Annotated in this window: 20 protein-coding genes; 3 read left to right on the top strand and 17 right to left on the bottom strand. The window is 44.3% G+C overall.

From position 1 onward, the window contains the following. Nucleotides 1–44: 44 nt before the first annotated feature. Together HQQ92_RS09215 and HQQ92_RS09210 are read right to left on the bottom strand one after the other, a co-directional pair. Nucleotides 45–1,106 (bottom strand): HNH endonuclease, encoded by a 1,062-nt coding sequence (locus HQQ92_RS09215; RefSeq protein WP_173244808.1) that lies wholly within the window; start codon nt 1,104–1,106, stop codon nt 45–47. After that, a complete protein-coding gene (locus tag HQQ92_RS09210) occupies nt 1,096–1,692 on the bottom strand; it encodes a bifunctional 2-polyprenyl-6-hydroxyphenol methylase/3-demethylubiquinol 3-O-methyltransferase UbiG (RefSeq protein WP_251073320.1) in 597 nt (198 codons plus the stop codon). Before HQQ92_RS09210 ends, HQQ92_RS09215 begins: the two co-directional genes overlap by 11 nt. Nucleotides 1,693–2,166: 474 nt before the next feature. Here HQQ92_RS09210 and HQQ92_RS09205 point away from each other — a divergent pair, with 474 nt between their 5' ends. Then, nucleotides 2,167–3,801 (top strand): diguanylate cyclase, encoded by a 1,635-nt coding sequence (locus tag HQQ92_RS09205; protein ID WP_173244805.1) that lies wholly within the window; start codon nt 2,167–2,169, stop codon nt 3,799–3,801. Between the two features lie 108 nt (nt 3,802–3,909). Here the strand turns inward: HQQ92_RS09205 and HQQ92_RS09200 are convergent, their stop codons facing one another. From HQQ92_RS09200 to HQQ92_RS09155, 10 genes are read right to left on the bottom strand one after another with little or no spacing between them, the layout of a single operon-like run. Further along, complete coding sequence (locus tag HQQ92_RS09200) at nt 3,910–4,959, bottom strand: chemotaxis response regulator protein-glutamate methylesterase (RefSeq protein ID WP_105252528.1); 1,050 nt, start codon at nt 4,957–4,959, stop codon at nt 3,910–3,912. A gap of 3 nt (nt 4,960–4,962) precedes the next feature. Beyond that, nucleotides 4,963–5,583, bottom strand: coding sequence for a chemoreceptor glutamine deamidase CheD (cheD, locus tag HQQ92_RS09195; protein ID WP_105252529.1), 621 nt, complete (start codon nt 5,581–5,583; stop codon nt 4,963–4,965). Then, nucleotides 5,570–6,415: a CheR family methyltransferase gene (locus tag HQQ92_RS09190; protein ID WP_173244802.1), complete on the bottom strand. Its 846-nt coding sequence runs from the start codon at nt 6,413–6,415 to the stop codon at nt 5,570–5,572. The genes cheD and HQQ92_RS09190 overlap by 14 nt, the downstream gene beginning before the upstream one ends. Then, complete coding sequence (locus HQQ92_RS09185) at nt 6,416–8,413, bottom strand: methyl-accepting chemotaxis protein (RefSeq protein ID WP_173244799.1); 1,998 nt, start codon at nt 8,411–8,413, stop codon at nt 6,416–6,418. 5 nt (nt 8,414–8,418) lie between these two features. Then, a complete protein-coding gene (locus tag HQQ92_RS09180) occupies nt 8,419–8,931 on the bottom strand; it encodes a chemotaxis protein CheW (protein WP_049821692.1) in 513 nt (170 codons plus the stop codon). Between the two features lie 10 nt (nt 8,932–8,941). After that, nucleotides 8,942–11,095 (bottom strand): chemotaxis protein CheA, encoded by a 2,154-nt coding sequence (locus tag HQQ92_RS09175; protein WP_173244796.1) that lies wholly within the window; start codon nt 11,093–11,095, stop codon nt 8,942–8,944. Nucleotides 11,096–11,112: 17 nt separating this feature from the next. Further along, nucleotides 11,113–11,478 carry a response regulator gene (locus HQQ92_RS09170; RefSeq protein ID WP_028759902.1) on the bottom strand — a complete coding sequence of 122 codons (366 nt, stop codon included), beginning with the start codon at nt 11,476–11,478 and terminating at the stop codon, nt 11,113–11,115. A gap of 3 nt (nt 11,479–11,481) precedes the next feature. After that, the gene (locus HQQ92_RS09165; RefSeq protein ID WP_173244793.1) at nt 11,482–13,215 is read right to left on the bottom strand and encodes a SpoIIE family protein phosphatase; all 1,734 of its coding nucleotides are present in this window, start codon (nt 13,213–13,215) and stop codon (nt 11,482–11,484) included. 8 nt (nt 13,216–13,223) lie between these two features. Continuing rightward, on the bottom strand, nt 13,224–13,508 hold the full coding sequence (locus HQQ92_RS09160) for an STAS domain-containing protein (RefSeq protein ID WP_028759900.1): 285 nt from the start codon (nt 13,506–13,508) through the stop codon (nt 13,224–13,226). Between the two features lie 14 nt (nt 13,509–13,522). Then, nucleotides 13,523–14,665: a methyl-accepting chemotaxis protein gene (locus HQQ92_RS09155; RefSeq protein ID WP_173244790.1), complete on the bottom strand. Its 1,143-nt coding sequence runs from the start codon at nt 14,663–14,665 to the stop codon at nt 13,523–13,525. A gap of 276 nt (nt 14,666–14,941) precedes the next feature. Between HQQ92_RS09155 and HQQ92_RS09150 the strand changes: the two genes are divergently transcribed. Further along, nucleotides 14,942–17,647, top strand: coding sequence for an acetate--CoA ligase family protein (locus HQQ92_RS09150; RefSeq protein WP_173244787.1), 2,706 nt, complete (start codon nt 14,942–14,944; stop codon nt 17,645–17,647). Between the two features lie 131 nt (nt 17,648–17,778). Here the strand turns inward: HQQ92_RS09150 and HQQ92_RS09145 are convergent, their stop codons facing one another. The 5 genes from HQQ92_RS09145 to HQQ92_RS09125 all read right to left on the bottom strand — a co-directional run bounded on the left by HQQ92_RS09145 (nt 17,779) and on the right by HQQ92_RS09125 (nt 24,901). Then, entirely contained in the window at nt 17,779–18,807 is a 1,029-nt protein-coding gene (locus HQQ92_RS09145) for a GGDEF domain-containing protein (protein WP_028759897.1), read from the bottom strand. 188 nt (nt 18,808–18,995) lie between these two features. Further along, entirely contained in the window at nt 18,996–20,621 is a 1,626-nt protein-coding gene (locus HQQ92_RS09140; RefSeq protein ID WP_173244783.1) for a phosphoethanolamine transferase, read from the bottom strand. Nucleotides 20,622–20,889: 268 nt separating this feature from the next. Then, nucleotides 20,890–22,983, bottom strand: a complete 2,094-nt coding sequence (locus HQQ92_RS09135) for a prolyl oligopeptidase family protein (protein WP_173244780.1) — start codon at nt 22,981–22,983, stop codon at nt 20,890–20,892. Nucleotides 22,984–23,194: 211 nt separating this feature from the next. Then, nucleotides 23,195–23,674, bottom strand: coding sequence for a MarR family winged helix-turn-helix transcriptional regulator (locus HQQ92_RS09130; protein WP_173244777.1), 480 nt, complete (start codon nt 23,672–23,674; stop codon nt 23,195–23,197). Then, the gene (locus tag HQQ92_RS09125; RefSeq protein ID WP_173244774.1) at nt 23,675–24,901 is read right to left on the bottom strand and encodes a cation diffusion facilitator family transporter; all 1,227 of its coding nucleotides are present in this window, start codon (nt 24,899–24,901) and stop codon (nt 23,675–23,677) included. Between the two features lie 641 nt (nt 24,902–25,542). On the opposite strand from HQQ92_RS09125, the gene eco reads away from it, so the two are divergent. Further along, nucleotides 25,543–26,094: a serine protease inhibitor ecotin gene (eco, locus tag HQQ92_RS09120; protein ID WP_028759893.1), complete on the top strand. Its 552-nt coding sequence runs from the start codon at nt 25,543–25,545 to the stop codon at nt 26,092–26,094. The last annotated feature ends 1 nt before the right edge of the window (nt 26,095 follow it).

Raw genomic sequence — 26,095 nt, 5'->3', positions numbered from 1 at the left:
TTGGCGAGTGCTAAAAATAAGTGCCATAAAGCTGTGAGCATGCTCTAAATTGCAGTATTTGACAGGTCATTGTCTAATGCATTAAAAGGCACAAAGGTCTTTTTATCGAACCAGAGAGGCGAGCGATTTTGTCCTGCAAGCTGATAAGCCCAAGTAGTAATGGCTTCAGAGCGATCACTCTCACAGACGAAATATCGACTGAGTTCAGAGTGTAACGTTTGGCCATGCCGGATAATATTTTGCTCATACCAGTTATCTTTATGGTGCTGAACGGCAAGATGATCGCGTTTTTGATTATTACAACTGCTATGTGCGAGGACAAAATTATGGCCTAAATCATTAGGATATCGTGCCCAAGGGATAAAATGATCCACTTCGCCTGTTTCTTTTAATGATTTTTGGCAATAGAAGCATTGGCCTTTTTGGATATCAAGCAGTACAGGTCTAGCATGGGTGATCGTCTGTCTGTCGCTACCAAACAGAAACTCACTTAAATTGCCTTTACTGCCTATAATCACTTGATTTGCTGGAAACTCGGCGATTTTTTGTACCCATTGAGTACGAGCCAATGACACCACTAAATCGTGAAATCGCCTGAAGCAAAATGCGATACCCGGATTCAACTCGATGTAATTTTTCGTTTTATCATGGGGATAAAGAAAACATTCTTCATTACGTGACAAGTTTTGTAAGCGCCATAAGGGGCCATCTTTAAACGTACCGCGCGTTTTACGCAATAAAGCTGGATAACTAAGATGCGCTTTTAACTGGGATAGACTGTTAACACCTTGATGGCGTAGTTCAATCAAACTGTTGATCAAGGCTGATTGCTTTCCACTATTTTGGATCAAGACAAAATACCCATCATTGGCACCAAAAGGCAAAGAGTGTTGCCAGTAAAGTTCAATAAACTTCTCTACCAAATCATCAATACTGATGGCGGTTTTCAGCGCAGGATCGGCATTGAGTATTAATGGCCGTTCGATACAGATATCGGCGATCGCATGCAGTAAGGCAAATTTGTAAGTTGCAACGAAATCCCCTTCAACTAACAGACGTTGTAAATAGCTAATAAATTCAACTTGTCTTCTCGCATCAATCGGCATTCAGTCGCTCCTGAATAATAACGCTTGCTTCAGGTGCATTTACGTTTGGCATCAGTTTGGGTGTAAAAACTAACGTCTGCCAATGCACTTGTGAGCGACCGAGTTTATCGGTTTCATCTTGGCTCAAATCTAAAAGTCGTAGCTGACAATCTGCAGCAAGTGTGAGCAGTTCATCGGCACTGACTGGGTGCATAACGCGCGCATCGGGGCTTGGGCCATGGCGCAAACTGATGACTAAAAGTCCAGTCGAATTGAGTAAGCGTGAGAGTGTTGCTAGTGCAAGTGGGCGCTCTGAGGGAGATAAATGCATCCACACAGCGCTGAGTAAAATCAGATCAAACTGTTGCGCTAGGCCAACCACTTTTTGCAACTGAGGTAAACCATCCTCAATCCAACGCACGGGTAGATCCCGAGTTAACACCTGCCCCATTTTCGCTAAAACAACCGCAGGTTCGACTGCAATAATTTGTGTCTCTTTGCCCTCTGTTTTTCGGCTAAATAATGCACATCCCGCCCAGAACCTGCTCCCACATCCAATATCGACAATGTATTTTTGGTAAGTAGAGGCAAAAGATGATGCAACCAACTCGAATGCACTTCTTCAAAGGTTTTAGACAAATACTGTGCCGCGAGTATTTCGGCGTGGTCATTATAAAACACTGTGCTCACTGACAACGATCCTTTTGCAACAAGTGATTGTTTTTACAGACGCTAACTTATCACAGTCGTATTTGATAAAAAATATATGTCATCATTATCATGCTGTTTTGCATAAAATATTTAGCATTATGTTGTTCGCGATCACTGTGCTGATTTCGGCTATTCGACCCAAAATTCTTATCAATACCTATGCAATCTCAGCATTTCCCCGTCGTTTTTGTCGCAGTGGTTTACACTCTATGAGTTAGTGTAAAGATAAGTGCAATTGATTGAATCTGTTACATGCTTCTCCAGAGCAGTTTCCATTTCAGTGTTGGAGTGAACGGGTTTTAACGTCTTGGCGTAGCGTCTACATAGAGATTAAGACCTAGGGCTCAATTATTTAGGATATCTATTGCCTATGAGTTTTGAAGATTCGTTAGAGCAACTTAAACGACAGTTTTTACATGCACTGCCGGATAAAAAGAAACAAATCATTACCTTGTGGATTTCATTGCGTAAAAATTGGGACGCACACATGCTGTCTGCCGTGTACCGAGAGGTGCATAACTTAAAAGGGTCGAGCGAGACCTTTGGGTTATCAGATACCAAACACATAGTCGATAAACTGGAGTTGCTGCTTAAGGGGCTGCTCAATGCGCCAGCCCCCGAACTTCCTACGATCAAAGGCTTAGATACCCTCTTCCACCAGTTGTTACAAAACAATATGCGCGGCCAACCGTCGGCGCCAGTAGTAGAGGCGCAAATGCAGCAAAGCCCCTATAAACCATCAAAGGCGCGCCATGAGCACCATATTGCCATCATAGAAGACGATGGTAATGTCGGCGCGATGATCACAAAGCAGCTGCGAGAGTTCGGTTTTAGTGTGCAGCATTTTTTGAATTTCACGAGCTTTCTGGTAGTGCAAAATAAAACGCCCTTCGATCTGATTCTATTGGATTTAATTCTACCCGATTGGACTGAAGAGGCCTTGTTCGAAGCCGCCACTGAGTTTGAGAAGAATAATACCCGAGTGTTTGTTTTATCCTCGCGGGGAGATTTTGACATGCGGCTATTGGCCATTCGCGCCAATGTCAGCGAATATTTTGTCAAACCCGCTGAGACCACCTCATTAGTGCGCAAAATCCATCAATCCCTCAAAATGTCAGAGAAACAGCCGCTTAAGGTGTTACTGGTGGATGATCAACAATCTATGGTGGATTACTTTTCAAGTCTGTTACGCAGTCACGGTTTGATGGTAAAAGGGTTATCGAGTGCCGAGCAAGTCTTGCCTGCCCTTGAGCAATTTGAGCCTGATTTGTTTATCTTCGATTTGTACATGCCCGAAGTGAACGGGCTTGAGCTGGCAAAGATGATCCGTCAATTGGACAAATACACCTCGAGCCCAATTCTCGTGTTGAGCTCTGATGATACGATGCAGAATAAAGTCAGCATCATACAAGCGGGATCAGATGACTTAATTTCAAAGCAAACCGCGCCGAGTTTATTCGTCGCGCAGGTGATTTCCCGTGCGCAACGGGGTCATGATATTCGCAGTTCGGCTAGTCGCGACAGCTTAACTGGGCTGCTAAATCATACCCAAATTCTGGTAGCTGCGAGACGCTGTTTTAACGTAGCGAAACGGATTAACTCTCAAGTTTGTATCGCTATGTTCGATTTAGATCACTTCAAAAAGGTCAACGATACTTATGGTCATTCCGGTGGTGATAAGGTGTTGTTGGCATTTGCCCATCTGTTACAACAATCCTTACGTCAAACTGACTTTACCGGCCGCTACGGTGGCGAAGAATTTATGTTAGTGCTGCCAGATATGCAAAAACCACTGGCGATTGCCAAGTTAAATGCGATCCGTGAAAGCTTTAGCCATATCGTATTTGTTGAAGATGGCGTCGAATTTAAGGTGACGCTCAGCGGCGGTTTAGCCTTTTCGGATCAATGTGAGGAATTTCAAGATTGCCTGTTACTGGCAGATAAAAACCTTTACGAAGCTAAGCGTTTAGGTAGAAATCAGCTCGTGGTTTCTACGACTGACTAACCCTAAACAGAATGAGCCACTGCAGCGCACAAATCAGTTCGGCGTAATGCTCTTCCTGCGAGACTCACGCTCTATTCGTTACTTTTTAATCCCACTCAGCGTGGGCGGTCACAGTGAGCTTAAATGGTTAATGAGCTTGCTCGGCATCTGCGATAACTCCACCACATAATCTACTGCACGGCACTTTATTGCTTCTCGTGGCATGCCAAATACCACACAACTTTGTTCATCTTGGGCAAATGTAGTGACGCCTTTTTGGTGTAGCGCCACCATGCCTTCGGCGCCATCTTTGCCCATACCGGTTAAAATCATCGCGCTGATATTGGGCGCGGCACATTGGGCCAAGGCCGTAAACATCACATCGACCGAAGGTCTGTGGCCACTGACCTTTTCATCTTGGGTTAATTTGACTTTATAACTACCACCCACTTTGATGATCTCAAGGTGATGATCCCCTGGTGCAACATAGGCATAACTAGGTAAGAGTCGTTCCCCATGCTCGGCTTCTTTGACAGTGATCCGTGACTGTCGATTTAAACGTTCAGCAAAAGTGCGGGTAAAACCCGCTGGCATATGTTGGGTGATCACTATCGGCGGCATAGCCGCGGGTAAATGTTGTAATACATAAAGAATGGCTTCAGTACCGCCAGTAGATGCGCCTATCGCGACTAAATGCTGAGTCAGGGTTGTATTGGCCAATACTGGCCGCTTACTTGAAACAGGGCGTACTGGCTCAACAAATTTCTGCGGCTTGATGATTTTGGCTTTCGCGGCAGATTTGATCTTATCTAAAATCAAATCCTGATAATCATGGATACCTTGGGGCGAGTCTAATTTCGGTTTAGGGATAAAATCCACCGCGCCTAAGGCCAAGGCATTAAAGGTCGCATCAGCGCCCTGCTCGGTTAACGATGAAATCATCACTACAGCTGTAGGTCTGGCTTTCATCAAGCGATCCAAAAATGTTAAACCGTCTACTTTGGGCATTTCAATGTCTAAGGTAATCACATCGGGGCGAAATTGGTTCACCAGATCCTTGGCCTCGTAGGCATCGGCAGCAAGCCCAACCAGAGACAGTTCAGAGTCAGCCTCAATCATTTTACCGAGCAAGCTGCGCATTAGCGCAGAATCGTCAACAACTAACACTTTGATCGTCATAACTTAATCACCAAATAGTTCAACGTCGCCGCCCGAAGGTAAATTACGAACCCGTAAACGGTACTCACTTTCCCTGTCAAGAATTGTGCTGTTATGCATGGATTTAATTTTACGGACTTTCACTTTGCCCGAATGGGGGAAAAAATACACTTTGCGCGGATACACATCGAGTAAATCGGCAGCAACGATAGGGATATTTTCAAGATTGAGATATTCAATCACAAACTCAGCATTACGCTCACCAATGTTGTGCACAGTAAAACTGCGTAACATATTGCCGCCCCCAAACACCTTAGCTTCGAGTGAGTTACGCTGCGCGCCAAGCTTGAGCAAGTCGTTGATTAACAACTCCATTGCATACACGCCGTAACGGGCAGAATCGGCGAGCACCCCAGTACAATTGCTATTGTCACTTGGCAATAAAAAGTGATTCATTCCGCCGATTTTGAGCTTAGGATCATACAAGCACACTGAGACGCAGGAGCCTAATACTGTCACTATCATGGTATCTTCACGGGTCGCAAAATACTCGCCGGGTAATATTTTTACCGCATCGCAACCAAAATGATGATCGTGATAGCGATTCGGCTCTGCAATAGCATATTCGATATTAGGTTTTAGCACTCATGAGCCCCTTCACTGGCCGATAGGTTGTTTGACCAACGGCAGTGATGATTTGCGGGAACATATTAAAATTTTCCGAATGTCCCGCAATATAAAGCCCATCCTCGCTAAGGGAGTTCATCATGTGTTTTAATATGACTTCCTGCGTTTCTTTATCGAAATAAATCATTACATTACGGCAAAAAATCACATCGATTGGCGTTTTTAACGGCCAAAAAGAATCGAGTAAATTGATGCGAGTAAACTTGATCATTTGTTTTAATTCGGGCACAACGCGCACATTACCCAACTGTGAACCGCGTCCGCGGTGAAAAAACCGTTTCTTGCGGATATCGCTAACAGTATCGATCCTGTCTAAGGGATAAATACCCATTTCAGCCTTTTTAAGTACGCCGCTGTCGATATCGGAAGCAATGATCTCAATAGGCGTTTTAAAACTGTTGAAATGTTCAGCGACGACAATCGCAATCGAGTAAGGTTCTTCCCCTGTGCTACTGGCCGCACACCAGATCCTGCGGGTATCTGGGTTATCGATTAAATATTGCTTTAACACTTCAAAGTGATGCGGTTCCCGAAAAAATGCCGTTTGATTAGTGGTTAACGCATTGATAAATTCTTGGTGTTCGTTTTCATGGCTTAGCAGATACTCAAAATAAGCCGAAAATCCGGCTAATTTCAATGTTCTGATCCGCCGCACTAAACGGCTATACACCATAGCATCCTTGCTATCGGCGAGTTTGATCCCCGCTAAGCGGTACAGCGTCGTCCTCGCGGTATTAAAGTGCACCGAGGTATAGGCAAACTCTCGTTCCAATGGTTTGTTTTCACTCAATTAAAATTCTTCCCATTCATCTTGATCTTGCTTCATGGGCTTCATCGCATTGGTTTTAGGTTTCTCTGTCACTCTGGCTCTTGCCATAGGTTGAAGCTGCTGTTTGATGGGTTTCATCGCCTTCGCTTTGGGCGCCGCTAATCTCGCGTTGCTGCGTCTTGGGGCTTCATCTTCGTCGTCCACGCGAAAACTGGCGACACTATCTGAGAGTTGCTGCGCTTGGGATTGCATGCTTTCCGCTGCAGCGGCCGCTTCTTCAACCAATGCCGCATTTTGTTGCGTCATTTCATCCATTTGCACTACGGCTTTGCTGATCTCATCGATACCGATGGCCTGCTCATTAGAGGCTGAGGCGATTTCCGCCATGATATCGTTCACCCGTTTAATGGCGATGACGATTTCCTTCATGGTATCGCCGGACTTACCGACAAGGCTGTTGCCACTCTCGATTTTAGACACCGAATCCGAGATCAGTGCCTTGATATCTTTAGCGGCATTGGCCGAACGTTGGGCTAAGCTACGCACTTCTGACGCGACCACAGCAAAACCGCGGCCTTGTTCGCCCGCCCGCGCAGCTTCAACCGCAGCATTGAGCGCTAAGATATTGGTCTGGAAAGCAATGCCATCGATAACACCAATAATGTCGGCAATCTTACGCGCCGATTCATTAATCGATGCCATGGTCTGGACAACTTGCTGAATAAGCTCACCGCCATCCACTGCGACTTCAGCCGCTTTAGAGGCTAAGGCATTGGCTTGACTGGCGTTATCCGCATTGAGTTTCACTGTACCTGTGAGTTCCTCCATGCTGGCCGAGGTTTGCTCTAGGCTCGAAGCTTGTTCTTCGGTGCGGCTGGATAAATCAGCGTTGCCTTGAGCTATTTCTGCCGAAGCGGTATTGATGGTATCCGCGGCTCGTTGAATATCTTGGATCATGAAGGATAACTTTTCAGCAGTTTGATTTGAGTAATTTTTCAAATCATCAAAGGTGCCTTCATAATCGTTATAAATGCGAGTGGTCAAATCGCCATCCGCTAGCGCCATCAGCACGCGCGCCACATCTTGCAATCCACGTTCCGAGGTTTCAATTAACGAGTTTAAATTGTTCGCCAGCATTAAAAAGAAACCTTGCTTGCCATCTGTTTCCGCCCTTTGGGAGAAATCACCTGCCGCTGCGGCTGTGACTATGCGGGAAATTTCCTGCTCAGTTTGGACTTCAATGGTGCGGTCGAGCCATTCAACCACAGTGCCTAAGCGCTCACCTTCTTTAGACACTATGGGGCTGGCGGTTAAGCGAAAATGGCAACTCGCGACCTTGATAAGCGATTCATATTTACGGTCTAATTTATCGAGTAAACTTGCTTGGTGAGCAGGATTGCGGTGGAAGATATCCATCGAGCTGCCGAGGATTTTATCTACGGAAAAATGCGGTAAAGCTTGTCGGATCTCACTTTCAGAATGGCGCAACATAGTTTCGACCGAGCGATTCATATAAATGATAGTACGGTTAGCATCGGCGATCATAACGTTGGTACTGGTATTATTGAGCGCTTCGAGGATGCGCAGGGTTGCTCGCTCGGCTTCGATACTTTCGGTGCGGTCTATCCACTCAACACCTGTGCCTAAATGCTTATTTTCAGCCGTGATAATCGGCGTCAAAATCAACCTAAAAGTACGTTTGCCTATGGTGATTTGCGCGGTATGGGATTGGGTTAGACGCTCTAATAAATTGCGCTGATGTGCTGGATTTTTATGGAAAATGTCGATATTACTGCCAATCAGTTTGGCAACAGAGAACTGAGGTAACTCTTTACGAATATCGTCCTCTGCCTCTTGCAGTAAACGGACGACGGCTTTATTCGCATAAATAATATTGCGCTGACTGTCAGCTATCATAAAGCTGTTGCCACTGTTATCAAGTAGCTGAAAATAGCGCTGACGCTCTTCATCCCTTTGCTCACGCGCCTCATCATTGCCAAAAAAATTGAAAATACTCATTATTGTTACTCCTGATCAGTCAGACTATTTGCATCAATTAGACCCAGCTCATCACTGCTGATCAGAGCCTGAATATTTACTAAAATGATCATCTTATCCTCGACTGTGGCTAAGCCTTTGAGGTAGCGGCTATCGAACGCCACCCCAAATTCTGGGGCAGGTAAGATTTCCTCCGCCGACAGCTTAATCACATCGGAGACGGCATCGACCACTATGCCGACTATACGTTCAAACACATTGAGCATAATAACGATAGTGAACTCGTTATAAGTGGCGGTTCCAACAGCAAATTTCATACGCAAATCCACGATGGGCACTATGTCACCGCGCAAATTAATCACGCCTTTTATAAAGCTAGGGGCGTTGGCGATTTTAGTGACCGACTCATAACCGCGAATTTCTTTGACGGACATAATATCGAGGGCATAGTGCTCTTCGCCTAACATAAAGCTTAAAAACTCCACCTCATCATGGGCGTTGTATTCCACTTTGGCGGTCATAGTTGATCGACTCTCCATGGCTATTTCCTTAATTTTTAATGTGCAGAGCGAGCGATTCGACATCGAGGATCAACGCGACGCTGCCATCGCCCATGATGGTGGCGCCGGAAACACCGGGGATCCTGCGATAATGTTTTTCAAGACTTTTAATCACCACTTGCTGCTGGCCAACTAAGGCATCAACGCACAGGCCAAAGCGCTTGTGGTTGCTTTCGAGCAATACGACTATCCCCTCTTCTGGGCAGCGGGCATTGGGCTCAATTTCCATCAGCTGATAAAGATTGAGCAGAGGTAAGTACTCTTCACGTACTTTTAAGAGTCTTTCTTTGGCGAGAAATTTAAGTTGTTCCGTTTGCGGCTGAATAGATTCTATGATGTGCACTAAGGGCAGAATGTAGATCTGATTTCCCACAGAAACCGTCATACCATCGACAATGGCGAGCGTGAGTGGCAACTGGATTTCAAAGGTTGAGCCTTGGCCCTCAGTGGACTCAATATCAATGCGTCCACCTAAGGCTTCAATATTACGGCGCACCACATCCATACCGACACCGCGGCCTGACACATCTGTGACTTCCTCCGCAGTTGAAAATCCTGCGGCAAAAATCAATTGCCAAACTTGCTTGTCGCTACTGTTATCAGCCACTTGCAAACCATTTTCCCGCGCCTTTTGAATAATGCGTTCACGATTTAAGCCTGCGCCGTTATCGTACACAGCGATAACGATATTGCCGCCCCTTTGACTGGCTTTAAGGGATAACACACCCACTTCAGATTTACCCGCAGCGAGCCGTTTTTCAGGTTTTTCGATACCGTGATCTAAACTATTGCGCACTAAGTGGGTCAGCGGATCGACGAGCTTTTCAATCATGCCCTTGTCAATTTCTGTGTTGCCACCTTCAATCACGAGATTGACGTTTTTACCCAGTTGCTCAGAAAGGTCCCTCACTAAACGGTTGAAACGGTTAAACACAAAGGATACTGGCAGCATACGCACCGACATCACTGCCTCTTGCATCTCACGGGTATTACGTTCCAATTCATTGAGTGCGGTCTTGAGTCGCTCACCTAAATCGCCTGTCATCTCGTTACCAATGAGGGTCAACATAGACTGAGTGATCACCAGCTCGCCCGCGAGATTAACCAAAGTATCTATCTTAGAGGTTTCGACCCTTAAGGTGGCATCTTGGGCTGGCGTGGCTGGTTTTTTCGTCGCTGTTTTCACCTCTGTGGTATTGGGATTTGGGGCAACGGATGAGTTTGATGTTGCGTTTGAACTCAGTATTGCAGGCGAGCTTGCTTTCACAGAAGGACTCATGGGCACGGTTGAATCAGGTACGGTGGGCTCAGTCGCTTTGGCTTTAAATAAGGTGTTTTTGGATTGGCTACTTCCAGTTTCCTTGGTTTGATGTGCTCGAGTGGTCGCTGGCTTATAAACCTTCTGCACTAGCGGTTTCGAACTTAATAACTCGATTTCATTGGCGAAGGATTCTGGCGTTAATGCTTCAAAAAAACCAAAGCCTAACTCATCATCGTCAATTGTCACATCACACAGCTCAGCAATACACTCTTTATTATTTGCCACACTGTCAGCGCTGATGTCTTCCGCTTGATAAGCCTCATCAAAAAATCCAAAGTCTTCACCTTCGATGGCAATATCACGTGCCATTTCATCTTCAAAAAATCCAAAACCCAGATCTTCTGCCTCCACTGGTGCGGTCAGTGTTGCATTTATGATGGGAGTGCTAGCGGCGTCTGTACCATTACGTATCGCAACTGATGAACTAAAAGGCTCACCATTTAACGCTGCGACCAACTGACTTTTACTGTATTCGACCTCCTGCCAATCAATCTGCTCTTCTTCGCGGTACAAGCTCAAGATATGGGATAACGTGTCCACAGTACTCAGCAGTAAATCGATAATAGATGACGTTAATTGGAAGTTACCCTTACGCGTTTTATCCAGCAGGTTTTCCATCACATGGGTGACACTGGTTAATGCGGTAAAACCAAAAATACCACTGCCGCCTTTTATAGAATGTGCAGCACGGAAAATGGTGTTCAGTTCTTCAGGATCGGGAGAAGCAAGGTCCAATGCCAATAGCAATTGTTCCATATTTTCAAGATGTTCATGACTTTCTTCAAAAAAGACCTGATGGAACTCGGCCATATTGATGGACATAGCGTACCCCGTTGCAGTTAACCCAGCACTTTAGCCGTAATAGCCAACAACTTTTGAGGATCAAAGGGTTTTACCATCCATCCCGTCGCACCCGCGGCTTTCCCTTGGGCTTTCATATCATCGCCCGCTTCCGTGGTGAGCATAATGATCGGCGTACGCATAAATGCCGACATAGCACGTAAGGATTTAATTAAGGTCAGCCCATCCATTCGAGGCATGTTTTGGTCTGTCAGAATGAAGTCAAATCTCTGCCCATTACAGATATCGAGGGCTTCTCGACCATCTTTGGCCAGTACCACTTGATAATTAGCCGATTTAAGGGTCGCTTCGACCATTTGTCGGATCGCTGCGGAATCATCAACAATTAATATTCTTTTACTCATGCGCTATTCCATTATGACTTTAGTTATATTCCCTGGCGGTACTAATTCGTATGTCTTAGATAATTTTTTCACCAGCGATAGACCGCGCCCAGACAACTGAGGAATGTCCGCCATCAAATTTTCATCACCCTCAAAGCCTTTGCCACTGTCAGCCACGCTAATATGTAATTCATCCTGCGATGAACGCCAGATGATGCTCACTTTTACCCAATCATTTTCCGTGAGCCTATCTGCAAAACTGTCCCTAATACTATGGTACAGTTCGAAGCCTTCTGGATCATTTTTTAGTCGAGAATCTAATTTTAGTACACCATGATCAATGGCGTTGCTAAATAACTCTGCGACAACAGTAAAAACCCGTTGACAGAAATTAGTCGCAAATCCCAATATGCTGAGAAACTGATTCAATGAACTTAAATAATCAGCGCTGAGTAAAATAGGCCCTGCAATACTGACATCCCAGCAGAACTCACCATCCATAATGGCTTTAATACGACTAACATCACGATCTTGATGCCAAGTGTTTAATCGTTCAAAATCTAAGGTACAAATTGTGATGTCATCGGCAATATTTTCAGCAGAACAGTACTCATGCATATTATTCTCTAAATATTTGACTAGACCACCGGACAAATGAATAAATAGATCTTTTAATTTATCAATGCCAAATGGATTGCCGTCATGGGTATATTGCTCTATTAAACCATCACTAAAAAGACAAGCATGCCCATGGGATGGTAAATCAACCGTAACAATATCCGCTATAAAAGTATGCGGAGGTAAAATACCAAGGGCCATATTTGTCGATTTAAATTTATCGATGGATTGATTACTGACTGAATGAGAATGGTCAGTTTCTTTAATATTGTGGTTTGTTAAACAGTCAATTCCCCCCGTTTGAATATACACGGGGGGCATACCACCATTCCAAATGTGTAATTTATTACGATTAAAATCGGCTTCTAAAATAATACAGGCAACAAATCTGTCTTCAGGGTTTTCTCGGTGGAGCTTAGCATTCAGTTCATAAATAAAAGTAACTAAAGAAAATCCCTTTGAAACCATGGCCCTAAATGTACTGGCAACACGCATGATAGGCATGGCTGCACTCAGGCCATGACCCGTTGAATCGGCGAGAATTAAGAAGAAATTGCCATTAGGCGCTATGCCATTGAGGATAATATCACCGCTAAAATTGGCACTGGCTTGGCAGTAAGTATGTACAAAATCAAAGTCAGTATTATCAATATTGACTAAGTGCTCAAATAAATGCCGGGCCATGTGTTCTTCTCGGGCCTTTTCATAAAGCATTTTCTCAAGTTCAATTCTTTGATGCTCTACTTTATGCTGAAGTTGCACCCGGGTAAGTAAACATTCAACCTTGTACCAAAATATTTCAACATTTATCGGTTTAACAACAAAATCCAAAACCCCCATTCTAAAACAGGCTAACACGGATTGATTTTCTTTTGTCTCGCTCATGACGATAACAGGTGTTTCTTTTTTATCCTTATTCAACTTATCCAGTAACGCCAGTGCGGTACCATCCTTTAACCAATAGTTAATCAGAATTAAATCAACCGTATTTTGCGTTATTTCAAATAAACCTTCTTCTAGATCACTACAAACAATAACGTTGTAACCTTTGCTATGAATAAAGTCACTGATCCTTTGACTCGCAATAGCGTCATCATCGATAACTAAAATAAAATGTTCCGGCTGAGTAAGCGATACCATAATGAGTGTTACTCTATGATGTAGATTTTCTGCATATTGGCAATACTAAGGATTTCATTCGCCTGACCATGTGCACCTTTCACAGACGTAGAAATATGTAACTCCTGCGCCTTACGATGCAGCAGTACCATCATGCCTAAAGCAGAACTATCGAGGTAAAGCACTCGACTAAAATCTAAAATAATATGGTTAACCTCTGGAAGCGTTAAAATATCTTGATAATCACTGGTGAATTTCTTGTGGTAATAAAAGTCAAAGCGCTCTGGCAATGAAATAACTTTAATATTTGACATTTTGTTATCCCTAATTAAAAGAGTTCAATTTCACCACAGGTAATTTGATCCCTTGAAACGGGATTATGAGTCTCCTGACGTCGGCGACTCATTTGTATTGTGATATCATCCCCCTTAATGCCAAACTCCTGTTGTGACATAGTGGTGACGCGATTGAGCGATTCTTTTAAATGGTTTAGGGACTGATTTGTGTAAATCAGGCTTTGGGAAGTAATATCACTGAACTGCAATCCCCGAATAGTATCCGAGATGGCTTGTTCTAGTTCATGTGCGGATGAATCGATACGTTCAATCACTTGAGAATCCTTCTCTGCTTTAACGATAATCTGCCTTAGTGCAGTATCTATATCCTTTTTTGCATCAATAATATAAGTCATATCTTGAGCGGCGACTTTACTCACGTGTACGGTTAATTGTTCAATCTGAATTTGAATTGATTTAAGCTGTTTTTGTATGCTTTCACTAAAACCTGCGCTACGAGTGGATAAAGCGCGCACTTCATCTGCCACAACGGCAAAGCCCCTACCCGCATCACCCGCCCGCGCCGCTTCAATTGCCGCATTTAAAGCCAGCAAATTAGTCTGGGACGAGATTTGATCTATGTCTTGCAGGGCTTTCATCGCTTGAGGCATAGACTCGTAGATGAGATTCACTTTTTCCAACAACTCCATAGTTGATGCCGACATTTCTATGGTGGATTGAATAAAGCGCTCTAACGTCATTGAGGTATTGTTGGCAAATTGCTTCATTTGATCTGAATGGAATAACTCAGCATCATCAGTACTCTTAACGAGATCTGAAATAAATCCTGTCTGCTCCGTCATTAACCGCCCTAAACCATCGAATGACTCACCGAGCAAATTGACTGCGTCACCTTGCACCGCTAGCACACTGTCAATGTTAGCCTCGCAGCCGTTAAGTGTCGTGATTGACTCTTGATACAGATTGATATGGGCTTGCCAATCCGCGGCAAGTTGGTTGTTGAAGGACTTATCATCATGCTGTTGAACTGACTGCATTTGCTGGTGCTGATAAAATTGCCACAGCAACATCATCAATACAGAAATAACCGGACCAATAGCCCACAATGTCATCAAACTCAGCGCATATCCAACGCCTGCCGCGAGCACCGCAACGACCCCATCCTTGTATGTCATATGGACTTCACAATAATTGTACAGTGATTAAAAAGTAGTTTCATATTGGGTGATTTTCAAACACGAAAGTGAAATTATTCACATTGTTACGTGTCGCAATGCGGAAAATGCAGTTATCGCGATAGAAATCCCCATCATTGAGCGCTAATTCTCAGTAAATTGCCGTAAATTCATGATTTGCTAATAAACTTGTCTTAATGGAACCCGAAACTTAACTGTGCAGTCCTCATACCCTAGGTTACACTGGAAGCGTCATGGATTGGGATGGGATCGCTTATGAGTCAACGTACATTAAACTCCTTATTTAAACCGACTTCCGTTGCTATTATCGGCGCTTCGAATACCGAAAAACGCGCGGGTAATGTGCTGATGAAAAACCTACTATCGAGTGGTTTTTCGGGGCCTATCATGCCAGTCACCCCTAAGTATCGGGCAGTGATGGGCGTGCTCGCCTATCCCAATATTGAAGCCTTACCCATCAAACCCGATTTAGCGGTTATTTGTACCCGCGCTTGCCGTGTGCCCACCATTGTTGAAACCCTTGCGCAATTTGGCTGTAAGGTGGCCATTATTATGGCAGCGGGAATGGCACAGGAATTTAACGAAGATGGCGTGAGCCTGCTCGACCTTGCCATGCAAAATGCTAAGCGTTACGGGATGCGCATTCTGGGGCCAAATAGCTTAGGAATGCTATTACCCCCATTGGGATTAAATGCCAGCTTAGCCCACGCCAGCGCCCTACCGGGCAAAATAGCATTTGTGTCTCAATCGGCTGCTATTTGTACAACGGTACTCGATTGGGCCAATAACAAAGGTATTGGCTTTTCCTCCTTTATCTCCCTCGGTGATGCCACCGACATTAACTTTGACGAACTGCTCGATTACCTTGGCCGCGATAGTCGCACCAGCGCCATCATGCTTTATATCGACTCAGTGAATGAGAAGCGCCATTTCCTCTCCGCTGCTCGAGCCGCTTCACGCAATAAACCAATTCTAGTGATTAAATCGGGCCGCAGCGCCGAAGGTGCCCGCGCCGCAAAATTGCATACGGGTGGTGTTGGCGGTAACGATGCAGTGTATGAAGCGGCGTTTCGCCGTGCAGGTATGTTGCGGGTTAACGATCTAATTGAACTGTTTGCCGCGGTTGAAAGCCTCGCGCATTCTAATCCGCTGCAAGGTGAACGCTTAGGAATTATCAGTAATGGTGGCGGCCCCGCGGTGTTAGCTGTGGATGAACTCATTATGCGCGGCGGTAAATTGGCTGAATTGTCAGATGACACCATAGCCAAATTAGAAGCCGTGTTACCGAATACTTGGTCAAGGCAAAACCCCATCGATATCATTGGTGATGCGAACGCATCACGATATGCTAAAGCTTTGACTATCTTGATGGATTCCAATGAACTTGACGCTATTTTGGTCTTGCACTCCCCTTCAGCACTCGGTGAAAGTGTTGAGATAGCTGATGCTTTGGTGAGTGTGATCCACGCGCATCCCAAAAAGAATCGCCTCAATATTTTGACTAACTGGAGCGGTGAAGACTCAGCTTATCAGGCACGAAAACGCTTCACTAAGGGCGGTATATCCACCTACCGTACACCCGAAGGTGCTGTGGGGGCCTTTATGCACATGGTTGAATACCGTCGTAACCAAAAACTGCTGCAAGAAGTGCCGCAATCGATCCCCGATAATATTCCGACAGATAGCCTCACGGCGCGCAAATTATTGCAAGCGGCTCAAGCTAAAGGAAAATCGGTACTGGAAACCCATGAGGCCAGCCCTATTTTGCGTGCTTATGGGCTTAACACTATAGACACTTGGTTTGTGAAAGATGCCGATGAAGCGGTGGCCATTGCGAATGAAGCGGGCTATCCCTTAGCGTTAAAAGTGCAATCCCCTAACATCTTGCATAAGTCCGATGTGCACGGAGTGATGCTCAATTTAACCTCGGCTGAAGATATCCGCCACGCCGCGAATGCGATTACCCAGAGGGTGCATCAAGCCAATCCCGAAGCCATTATTGAAGGCATGATAGTGCAGAAAATGGCGTTGACCGCTGGCGCGCAGGAAATCCGCGTGGCCGTGATAAGCGATCCCGTCTTTGGTCCGGCGATTTGCCTTGGCGAAGGTGGCTCAGAATGGGACCCCACCAATGATGCTGCCGTTGCCCTGCCTCCCCTGAATATGGCACTGGCGCGTTATATGGTGATCCAAGCGTTAAAGACCCATAAGTTAAAAGACAGACATTTACCACTGGGCCTAGACATGAATGCCCTGTGCGTGATGTTAACGCAAATATCCCATATTATTATCGATTGCCCTGAAATCGCCTCGTTAGATTTAAACCCAGTACTGGCCGCGGGTGAAAACATCACTCTGCTCGATGTGAATATCCGTTTGCATGATGCCAATGCCGACAGTTCATCGCGGATGGCCATCATGCCCTATCCGAAGGAATTAGAAGAATTCGCCGAGCTAAAAAATGGCCTTAAGGTAATGCTAAGGCCGATTTTGCCCGAAGATGAACCTAAACATTTGGCCTTCGATAATTCGCTATCCGATGAAGACAGATACAAACGCTATTTTGGGGTGCGCTCGAAAATGACCCATGAAGAAATGGCGGTATTAACTCAAATCGATTACGCCCGTGAGATGGCCTTTATCGCCACGGCGAAGGGACCCGATGGCGATGACATCACCTTAGGTGCCGTGCGTGCATCTATTGACCCTGATAATACCGAGGCCGAGTTTGCCATGGCGGTGCGTGGCGATCATCAAGGTATAGGGTTAGGCAAGTTGTTACTCGAAAAATTAATCAAATATTATCAGGCCAACGACACGCCCGTGCTCACCGGCTTTACCATGTTTGAGAATCGCAATATGGCCAGTCTTGCCAAGAGTCTCGGTTTTAAAGTGACCTTCGATATGGAGGAGCATTTGATCAAAATGCACATGGATTTAAAACCGCCCAGTGATCAATAGCACCTATCCAGACGAACAAAAACGCCGCAAATCATTGCGGCATTTTGTTATCCTAAGTAAATGATTATTTAACGAAATAGCGACCGAGCTAATACTTAACGCCTTGAAACATCGACACTCGCATCACATTCTCAGCCTCTAACACAGTTACGGCCTTCGGACTTAGCTTGGTACAGTGCTTTATCGGCGCGACTAAACAGCGTTTCAGCATCATCCCCCTGTTGCAATGAGGCCATCCCAATCGAGACAGTAATCGCGCCAAGGGAAAGCTTTTTGTCTTTCCCTACCGTTAAGCGCCGCTCAGAAATACGTTCACGCAGATTTTCAGCCACTTGCAATGCGTCGTGAAAATGGGTGTTAGGTAGCACCACCACAAATTCTTCGCCGCCATAACGCGCAACAAAGTCATCCCCACGCACACATTGCTTTAAGGCTAATGCGACATAGGCCAATACTTTATCGCCGGTCAAATGGCCATAGGTGTCGTTAAAGGCTTTAAAGTTATCGATATCAATCAGTAAGAGACTACAGCGGGTCTGGTGATCTTGTGAACGGTAGATTTGATCCTGAATACTCAATTCATAGGCGCGGCGATTATGCAGAGACGTTAATTGGTCTGTCATCGCTGCGAGGCTAAGATTTTCCATTTCCGACTTAAGATTTTGTACTTCTTGACCCATGGTACACAGACTTTGCTCCATCTCACGGTTGTTGATAAGTAGCATCTGCATCTCATCGACCACACCATCAACCAGCTCGTTCAAGGTATTGATATCGGGATTAGTCTGTAATCGCAAACCAAACTCGGCTAATGAGCCAGAAAATGCCGCGGTTCCTTGACTCAACTGGCTGATTTTATTCAACAGGCTATTGATCAAGATTTGTGTTTCAATCTGAACATTTTCAATTACTTCTGGTGACTGTTCTTGGATAAAGGTTTTATAAAGACTGGTATTAACTTCCTTGGTAAAAGAGACAGAATTCGCCAAAAAACCATCAATCGCGCGATTTAAATCGAGATTTGTACCTGCAAAATATTCATACCAAACAGTGTAATTTTCAGGAGTAACAGGAATATCGAGGGCAGACATTTGCGGCACGGCCAAACGCAAAATTTGCGCGGCAGAATCAAGTTCTTTATTTTCTGCAGTAGAAGACATAAATCGCGAACCATAGATTTGTTATGTTTTTGTATACATTAAGTTAACTCAACTGATTCGATTTGGATATGGGAGAAATCAATTATTATGACAGGGAGCAAAAGAAAAGAGGATGTTGCCATCCTCTTCCTCATCATGGTGTCGAACCAACTAGAACGAGCTAAACCTCGCGACAATTAAGTCCACAATTAACCGCGGCAGCGAGCAAAGATATCTAATTCAGGCTGATATACCTCAGTTTTGATATTCATTAGTCCCAATAGACTATCGAATAAATTGTCATGGGAGAAACCACCTTTCGCCGCATGCTCAGCCAAACAATCCATATCCAATTGATTATCTTTGCTAAAATCTTTTGACACCCAAGCAAGCATAGGAATGCTCGTCTGCTCAATCGGTGCGATACTGTAAGGCGCGCCATGTAAATACATGCCTTTTTCGCCTAAAGACTCGCCATGATCGCTCAGATACAACATGGCTGAATCAAATTTATCTTGTTGATTTTCTAATTTTTTAACCACTTCGCTAATAATATAGTCAGTGTACAAAATACTATTGTCATAGGTGTTCATCAGCTCATCTTCACTGCAGTTTTGTATATCACTGCGCTGACAATCCGGTGTGAACTTACGGTGTTCTGCTGGATAACGTAAAAAATAAGTTGGGCCATGACTACCAATGACATGCAATACAATCACGGTATCTTTGCGTTCTGCGTTGGCTAAGGCTTCATCTAATTTGTTCAGTAACACTTGGTCGAAACAATATTGGCCAGTGCACAACTTAGGATCACTGTTCAAATCAATGGTTATGTTTTCAACTTGGTCACACACCCCTTTACAGCCAGAATCATTGTCAAACCACTGCACTTTAATACCGCCATGATCCAACACATCAACGGCGGTGTCTTGAGCATAGGCACGGCGTGAATCGTAATCTTCCCGTCCCATGCGAGAAAACATGCAAGGCAAAGATACCGCCGTTGCCGTGCCACATGAATGGGTATCTTTAAAGACTATTAATCCTTGGTCTTGGGTATGAGCGTTGGTTGGCTTGTCGTAGCCATAATACTGATAACTCATTGAACGCGCGGTTTCCCCCACGACTAGAACTAATAAATTCGGTTTTCCATTTGAGTTGGCACTGACATTTTTTGCATCGAGGCCAAGTTGCTGATATTCCATTGGCGTTTGCAAGTACTGCACATTGATGTACTTAGAGACAGCGCCGATAAAATATGTCGGCACGATATAACGTTTTAGCTCGTCGTTGTTACGGCCAAAAGCCGCGTAATCTTGAAAATAGAAGAAAGCAATAATGCCCAGTCCTGCCAACATCGCTAGCATAAAAAGCACTTTATGCAGTAGTTCTTTTAGGAAAGGTTTGTACTGAATATCCGCTTTATAGATAAGGTATGCGGGTAAAATCCCAGTCAGTAACATATTCATTATCGAAGCGAAATTCACATACATGAACGCTTCGGCATGATTGGTTTGAAAAGTGTTTTCTATCATGCCGTAATCGAAGACGACATTGTATTGGTAGGCAGCGAAGAACACACTCGATGATAACAAGGTGAGTAAGATGAAAAACGGTTTAACGAGATACTTCACCGTAAATAAGGAAAATACAAAACTGAGTGCAAAGGTTAAAAACAACGGCACAGTAGCAATGAAGATAGGATCGACATCAGGTTGTTTTTCAATGCCTTTCTTAATGATGCCAAACAATGGGATATTGAAAATACAGACGTAAAATAACGCTGTGATAAAAGTGAATCGATTCACCGATAGAGTCTTAAATCTTGCTAACACTGATAGCTCTCACTCAAATTAGTTGTTTGTCGAGAATAACTTAGTATTCTTAAGGTAGTCTTAGCCTTTGACAGTGAAATTTTTTCGCAATAGTAGCAAGCTCTCGGCAATGGCTCAAATTATCTGTGGGTATTGTTAACATTAAATAATAAACTTAAAAAAACGGCCGAACCTCAATAAGTTCGACCGTTTTCTGCTCCCCAACCTATTAGGGTCTTGCTCGGTTTTACCAGTGAAGAGTTAACAATTCATGCTAACCCAGCGGTAATTATCTTAATTGCTGTAATAAGTAGGCAAACGCCATTGAATTAAGTTCCGCAGCTTGATTATTATCTGCAGCGCCGGCGTGGCCACCTTCAATATTTTCGTAGTACAAGACATCAATTCCCATGTCTTTCATCTTAGCAACCATCTTACGGGCGTGACCTGGGTGAACCCTATCATCACGGGTCGATGTGGTGAAAAAGACCTTTGGATAATGCACGTCTTTATGCAGATTATGGTACGGAGAGTACGTTTTAATGTAAGCCCATTCCTCAGGAATATCCGGATTACCATATTCGCCCATCCAGCTGGCACCGGCGAGTAACTTATTGAATCTAAACATGTCAAGCAGAGGTACTTGGCACACGACAGCGTTGTACAGATCAGGCCTGCGGGTAAATGCCGCCCCCATTAACAGGCCACCGTTGCTGCCACCTTGGATGCCTAAATGTTTGCTTGACGTGATTTTACGGGCAATCAAATCTTCCGCTATTGCCTCGAAATCCTCATAGGCTTTATGTCGATTTTGCTTTAACGCCGCTTGATGCCAAGCTGGGCCATATTCGCCACCGCCACGAATGTTAGATAACACATATACGCCGCCCTGCTCTAACCAATTCTTACCAATGGTGGCCGAATAGGATGGACGCAGTGAGACTTCAAACCCACCATAGCCATAAAGTAGCGTAGGATTAGTGCCATCTAACTTAAGATCCTTAGCCATCACCACAAAGTACGGTACTTTAGTGCCATCTTTAGACGTCGCAAAGTATTGCTCAGTTTTAAACTTATCCGCAGCAAACTGTTGCGGCATACCTTTAATTTTCTTCGGATTTAAGGTTTTTGCATTAACCGTATAGAGGCTTGAAGGCTCAAGAAAACTGGTGTAATTCACGAAAAAATCATCACTGTCTTGCTCAACGTCCATTACCGTCAGGGCGCCATTCGCTTCGAATGGGACTTGGGTGCTTTGCCAAGCGCCCTTTTCGTCTTGCTCATACCGCACTAATTTGCTTTTCACATTATCGAGCCAATTCACGAAAATCGCACTCTTACTAAAACTAAGCTGCGCTATCGATGCGGTCTGAGTCGGGCTCACAAATAAACTGAATTTGGCTTTTTGGGCGATAAGATCCGCCACATCGGCATACACGACCGCGCCTTGCTTAAAGTTACCGTCTTTGTTGGTTAAATCGCTCTTTAACTCAATAAATAACTTACCTTTAAAATAACCTTTAATCTCAGCATCTTGAGGTAATGGCAACCCTATGAGTTTGCCATCTTGATAGACATATTGGCTGGCGGTATAAAAAGTATGTGCCTCAGTGACTAAACTCAGCGGCGTTTTATCATCGAATAAAACCCAGCCTGATACTGCGACTGAGGTTTTGTCACCAGTGAAAATCGGTTTCGCTTGCTCGAGTGCTGTACCACGTTGCCAGAGTTTCACCTCCCGTGGATAACCTGAGTCAGTCATGCTTTGACCATCACCAAAATCAGTACCGACAAAGGCGTGGTCTTTATCTATCCAGCTCAGACTTGATTTGGCTTCTTTTAAAAAGAATGGCTTATCTTTGGTGGCAACAAAGGATTTAGTATTTAAATTAAATTCTCGCACTTCCACCGCATCGGCACCGCCGCGGGAAAGTGAGACAAAACAGCGCTCATTTTCGGGATACTGACAGCTAATATCCTTAAATACCCAATTGACGGATTCAGCTTTACCTAAGGCATCGATATCAAGCACAGTCTCCCATTTGGGATCGGGTTTAGCATATTCTTCCATGGTAGTACGGCGGTAAATACCGCGCACATGGGTGTCATCCTTCCAAAAGTTGTATAACTTGTCGCCAATGTGGGTCGCGTAGGGAATGCGTTCTTTATCGTTCAGGATGGCGAGACTGTTCGCCACTAAGGTATCAAAACCTTTAAACGCTTTAATTTCGGCGGCAGATGCAGCATTTTGGGTTTTCACCCATTCCATCGGCTTTGCGCCTTCAACATCTTCTAACCAAATGTATTTATCTTCTTCTGCGTGAAGTTGACCGCTCATACCGAGCACTCCTGCAATGCACCAAGGCAGTAATTTATTATTCATTCTATTCCTTTTAAACAAAGTCCATCTTGAGATCTGCCCTTACATTACCTTAATTAATATCCAGTTCAACTATTAATCCAACAAGAATGTAACAAAAGGTAAGGTACTGTAATAGCAGATGATTAATCTAGAATGAATCGCGTTTTTAAAAATGTCATGCTATAAAAAAGCGTCCACGAGGGACGCTTTTTAGTGGATGAAATAGGGTAAATTAAAACTCGTTATTCATACGAGACAACAAATTGAGCAGTACGATTCGTTCCTCACTGCTCATTTTAGCGGTGAGATCTGTAGTGAGTTGTAGATGTAATGCATCATGTTCGAGGAACAAAGTTTGGCCCTTTTCGGTTAACTCCACCAGAATCGAACGACGATCGGTTTCATGGGGACGACGTACAACCCACTCAGCTTCTACCATTTTGTCGATTTGGACCGTTAGTGTGCCTGTTGTGACACCAATTTTATCCGCCAGTTCTTTCATCCTCATAGCGCCGTGCACGCCGAGTAACTCAATGGTGTGCACCTGCGATAGGCTAAAACCTTTGTCACGCACAATGGCGTGTTCCCAAGACGACAGCTTTTCATAAAATTCAATAATCACATGATTTAATGCATGATCTGTTGAATGTGCGGCCGTTGAATGAGCAGTCGTTAAATTCAGGTTTGATGAATGATGATGTTCAACAGTCATTTAGGCTTCCTTAACCATACACTCGCGCTGACGACAAGTATGGAGTTCAATAGTGATATGAGCCAATTCAGGAAATTGTGACAGTAACTGATTAAAATAACTGACATCTTTCGGTGAATGGGACACGATAGACACCATAATAGCATGGTGATCGGCACTCACTCGCCAAAGATGTAAATCGGCCACTTGATGATCCGGTACGGCCTCAAGAGTTTCCACGACCTTACGCTGCAATGACGCTTTAACACCACCGTCAAGTAAGATAGGACTCGTTTGCTGAATGAGTCCCCATGACCAACGGCTAATAATCACAGCACCCACTATACCCATAACCGGATCGAGCCAAGTCAGTCCCATGTATTTACCAAACAACAAGGCCGCAATGGCGAGCACTGACGTTAACGCATCGGCTAATACGTGAAAATAGGCGGCGCGTAGGTTGTGATCATGACCACCGTGTGCCTTCTGACTCTCATGCTCATGCTGAGCAACATGGTGCTCCTGTTTATGATGGCAATGGCTATGATCTTGATGACTTTCATCGTGTGCATGTGAGTCATCATGTGTATGTGGACCCGCACCATGTGAATGAGCCGTATGGACGTGATCGTCATGGGAGGAGTGTGCTTCGCAGCTGTGATGAGCATGCTCGTCTTCATGATCATCTTGATGTCCATGATCGTGACTATGACCATGAGTGTGCCCATGGTCGTGGGTATGGTGATCCTTGAGTAAAAATACACTCAGCACATTAACGCTCAAACCTATGACAGCCACAAATATGGCTTCGTTAAAATGGATTTGCTCAGGGTTAATCAGTCGCATTCCCGATTCAATCAACATCACCAGTGCCACAAGTCCTAGCGCTATTGCGCTGGTATAACCGCCAAGCACACTCACTTTGCCAGTACCGAAAGCAAATGCAGGATCGTTAGCGTGTTTACGGGCATAGGAATAGGCGAATAACGTGATCATAAAGGCCGCGGCATGGGTTCCCATGTGCCAACCGTCGGCGAGCAGTGCCATAGAACCGTAGATGGTTCCGGCAGCAATTTCAGCCACCATAGTGATCACGGTTAAATACAGTACATAGCGAGTGTTCTTCTCGCCATCGCGGTTCTGACTGGAAAACTCATGGGCGTGCTGCCATTGGGCGAGTGAGTGCCCTTGGCTGCTTCCCGTAGTAGCTTGATGCCCTGTCGCTTGCTCGGCTGTCATTGATTTCATTGTATGGCCCCTGTTCCATTTCTATCGCTATTAATGGTGAAAAACTCGTCGCTTGAATTATAGTTTGAAAATCAAAATATATGAAGATCAAATTAACTATTTATCAAGATATACTGTTTTCAAACTTTTAAACGTGTATTTGGATCCCCATAATGCATCTGCTCTCCTGCCATCAGTCGAGACACTGATATGTAAATTAAGATAGGCAGCTAGACTAGGCAAAGGATATCAGGCAAGGTTTAATGGATTAGCGCTTGATTTATGAGTAAAAAAAGCTCACATAGCTGAGTTAGATTGGCTTTATTACAGCCTTATGCAGTTATAGACAGACACAGCGGTGGCTTTTCAGTGCAAGTTGAAATCCAAGTTTTAAGGTTTTTATCTAGGCTATTTCGTATATTTTTCGCATGATATGAGTCATAAAACAGCCACAGCAAAGAATTGAAATAGCTGCGAACTTAACAAAATAAGTCATTGGAAAGTGTAATTAACCCTTATTATCCAGATTGATAAAGATTATTTGAATAAAAAATCGATTTTTTATTGAATAATTTAACCCTTTTTTACCTCTGCTGCGTTTATAGGGAGCAGAACACAGACAAATTTATCGACATCAATTCAGTTCGATTAGGAGAAACAAAATGAAATTGAAGACCTTATTTAGCGTTAGCACTGTTCCCCTTGCATTTGCACTATTGTCATTCAATGCCGCGGCGGTGAGCCCACCACATCCAACAGGGTTAAATGCGCCTATGATCAGTATTCAACGTTTCGATCCAAAAGATTACAGCGCACAGGAAGCCACTAAGATGTTCCCTGCTCCGGCAGCAGGTATGGTGCAGCACATTTTAAGTTTACCTAAATTAGAAAACGAAGATGACTACATGGTCGAAATCCAAATTGGTCAGACTCAAATGGTTGATTGCAATAAGCATGGATTAAACGGGGAATTGAAGGAACTGACAGTGCAAGGTTGGGGTTATAACTACTATCAAGTGGATGAAATCGCTGAAGGCCCAAGCACTATGATGGCCTGTTTCGAATTGGCGAAGAAAGAAGCTTTTGTACGTATTCCGGGTGAACTAAAAATGCGCTATGACAGTCGCTTGCCTAAGGTGTTTTATCTACCAGAAGGCGCTGAACTGCGTTTCAGAACTTGGAAAGTAGATTCAACCTATCAATATTCCAAGTAAA

The sequence above is a fragment of the Shewanella sp. DC2-4 genome, from assembly GCF_013248875.1.
In the GTDB taxonomy this organism is placed as follows: Bacteria; Pseudomonadota; Gammaproteobacteria; order Enterobacterales; family Shewanellaceae; genus Shewanella; species Shewanella oncorhynchi.
The sequence above is the reverse complement of the archived record's forward strand: the minus strand, read 5'-3'. Positions and strand labels throughout refer to the sequence as shown.

What these genes read in the sequence shown, in the direction of transcription:
- HQQ92_RS09215 (WP_173244808.1), bottom strand. Translation starts at nt 1,106, where the DNA reads ATGCCGATTGATGCGAGAAGACAAGTTGAATTTATTAGCTATTTACAA.
- HQQ92_RS09205 (WP_173244805.1), top strand. Translation starts at nt 2,167, where the DNA reads ATGAGTTTTGAAGATTCGTTAGAGCAACTTAAACGACAGTTTTTACAT.
- HQQ92_RS09200 (WP_105252528.1), bottom strand. Translation starts at nt 4,959, where the DNA reads ATGACGATCAAAGTGTTAGTTGTTGACGATTCTGCGCTAATGCGCAGC.
- HQQ92_RS09185 (WP_173244799.1), bottom strand. Translation starts at nt 8,413, where the DNA reads ATGAGTATTTTCAATTTTTTTGGCAATGATGAGGCGCGTGAGCAAAGG.
- HQQ92_RS09180 (WP_049821692.1), bottom strand. Translation starts at nt 8,931, where the DNA reads ATGGAGAGTCGATCAACTATGACCGCCAAAGTGGAATACAACGCCCAT.
- HQQ92_RS09175 (WP_173244796.1), bottom strand. Translation starts at nt 11,095, where the DNA reads ATGTCCATCAATATGGCCGAGTTCCATCAGGTCTTTTTTGAAGAAAGT.
- HQQ92_RS09170 (WP_028759902.1), bottom strand. Translation starts at nt 11,478, where the DNA reads ATGAGTAAAAGAATATTAATTGTTGATGATTCCGCAGCGATCCGACAA.
- HQQ92_RS09165 (WP_173244793.1), bottom strand. Translation starts at nt 13,215, where the DNA reads ATGGTATCGCTTACTCAGCCGGAACATTTTATTTTAGTTATCGATGAT.
- HQQ92_RS09160 (WP_028759900.1), bottom strand. Translation starts at nt 13,508, where the DNA reads ATGTCAAATATTAAAGTTATTTCATTGCCAGAGCGCTTTGACTTTTAT.
- HQQ92_RS09155 (WP_173244790.1), bottom strand. Translation starts at nt 14,665, where the DNA reads ATGACATACAAGGATGGGGTCGTTGCGGTGCTCGCGGCAGGCGTTGGA.
- HQQ92_RS09150 (WP_173244787.1), top strand. Translation starts at nt 14,942, where the DNA reads ATGAGTCAACGTACATTAAACTCCTTATTTAAACCGACTTCCGTTGCT.
- HQQ92_RS09145 (WP_028759897.1), bottom strand. Translation starts at nt 18,807, where the DNA reads ATGTCTTCTACTGCAGAAAATAAAGAACTTGATTCTGCCGCGCAAATT.
- HQQ92_RS09135 (WP_173244780.1), bottom strand. Translation starts at nt 22,983, where the DNA reads ATGAATAATAAATTACTGCCTTGGTGCATTGCAGGAGTGCTCGGTATG.
- HQQ92_RS09130 (WP_173244777.1), bottom strand. Translation starts at nt 23,674, where the DNA reads ATGACTGTTGAACATCATCATTCATCAAACCTGAATTTAACGACTGCT.
- HQQ92_RS09125 (WP_173244774.1), bottom strand. Translation starts at nt 24,901, where the DNA reads ATGAAATCAATGACAGCCGAGCAAGCGACAGGGCATCAAGCTACTACG.
- eco (WP_028759893.1), top strand. Translation starts at nt 25,543, where the DNA reads ATGAAATTGAAGACCTTATTTAGCGTTAGCACTGTTCCCCTTGCATTT.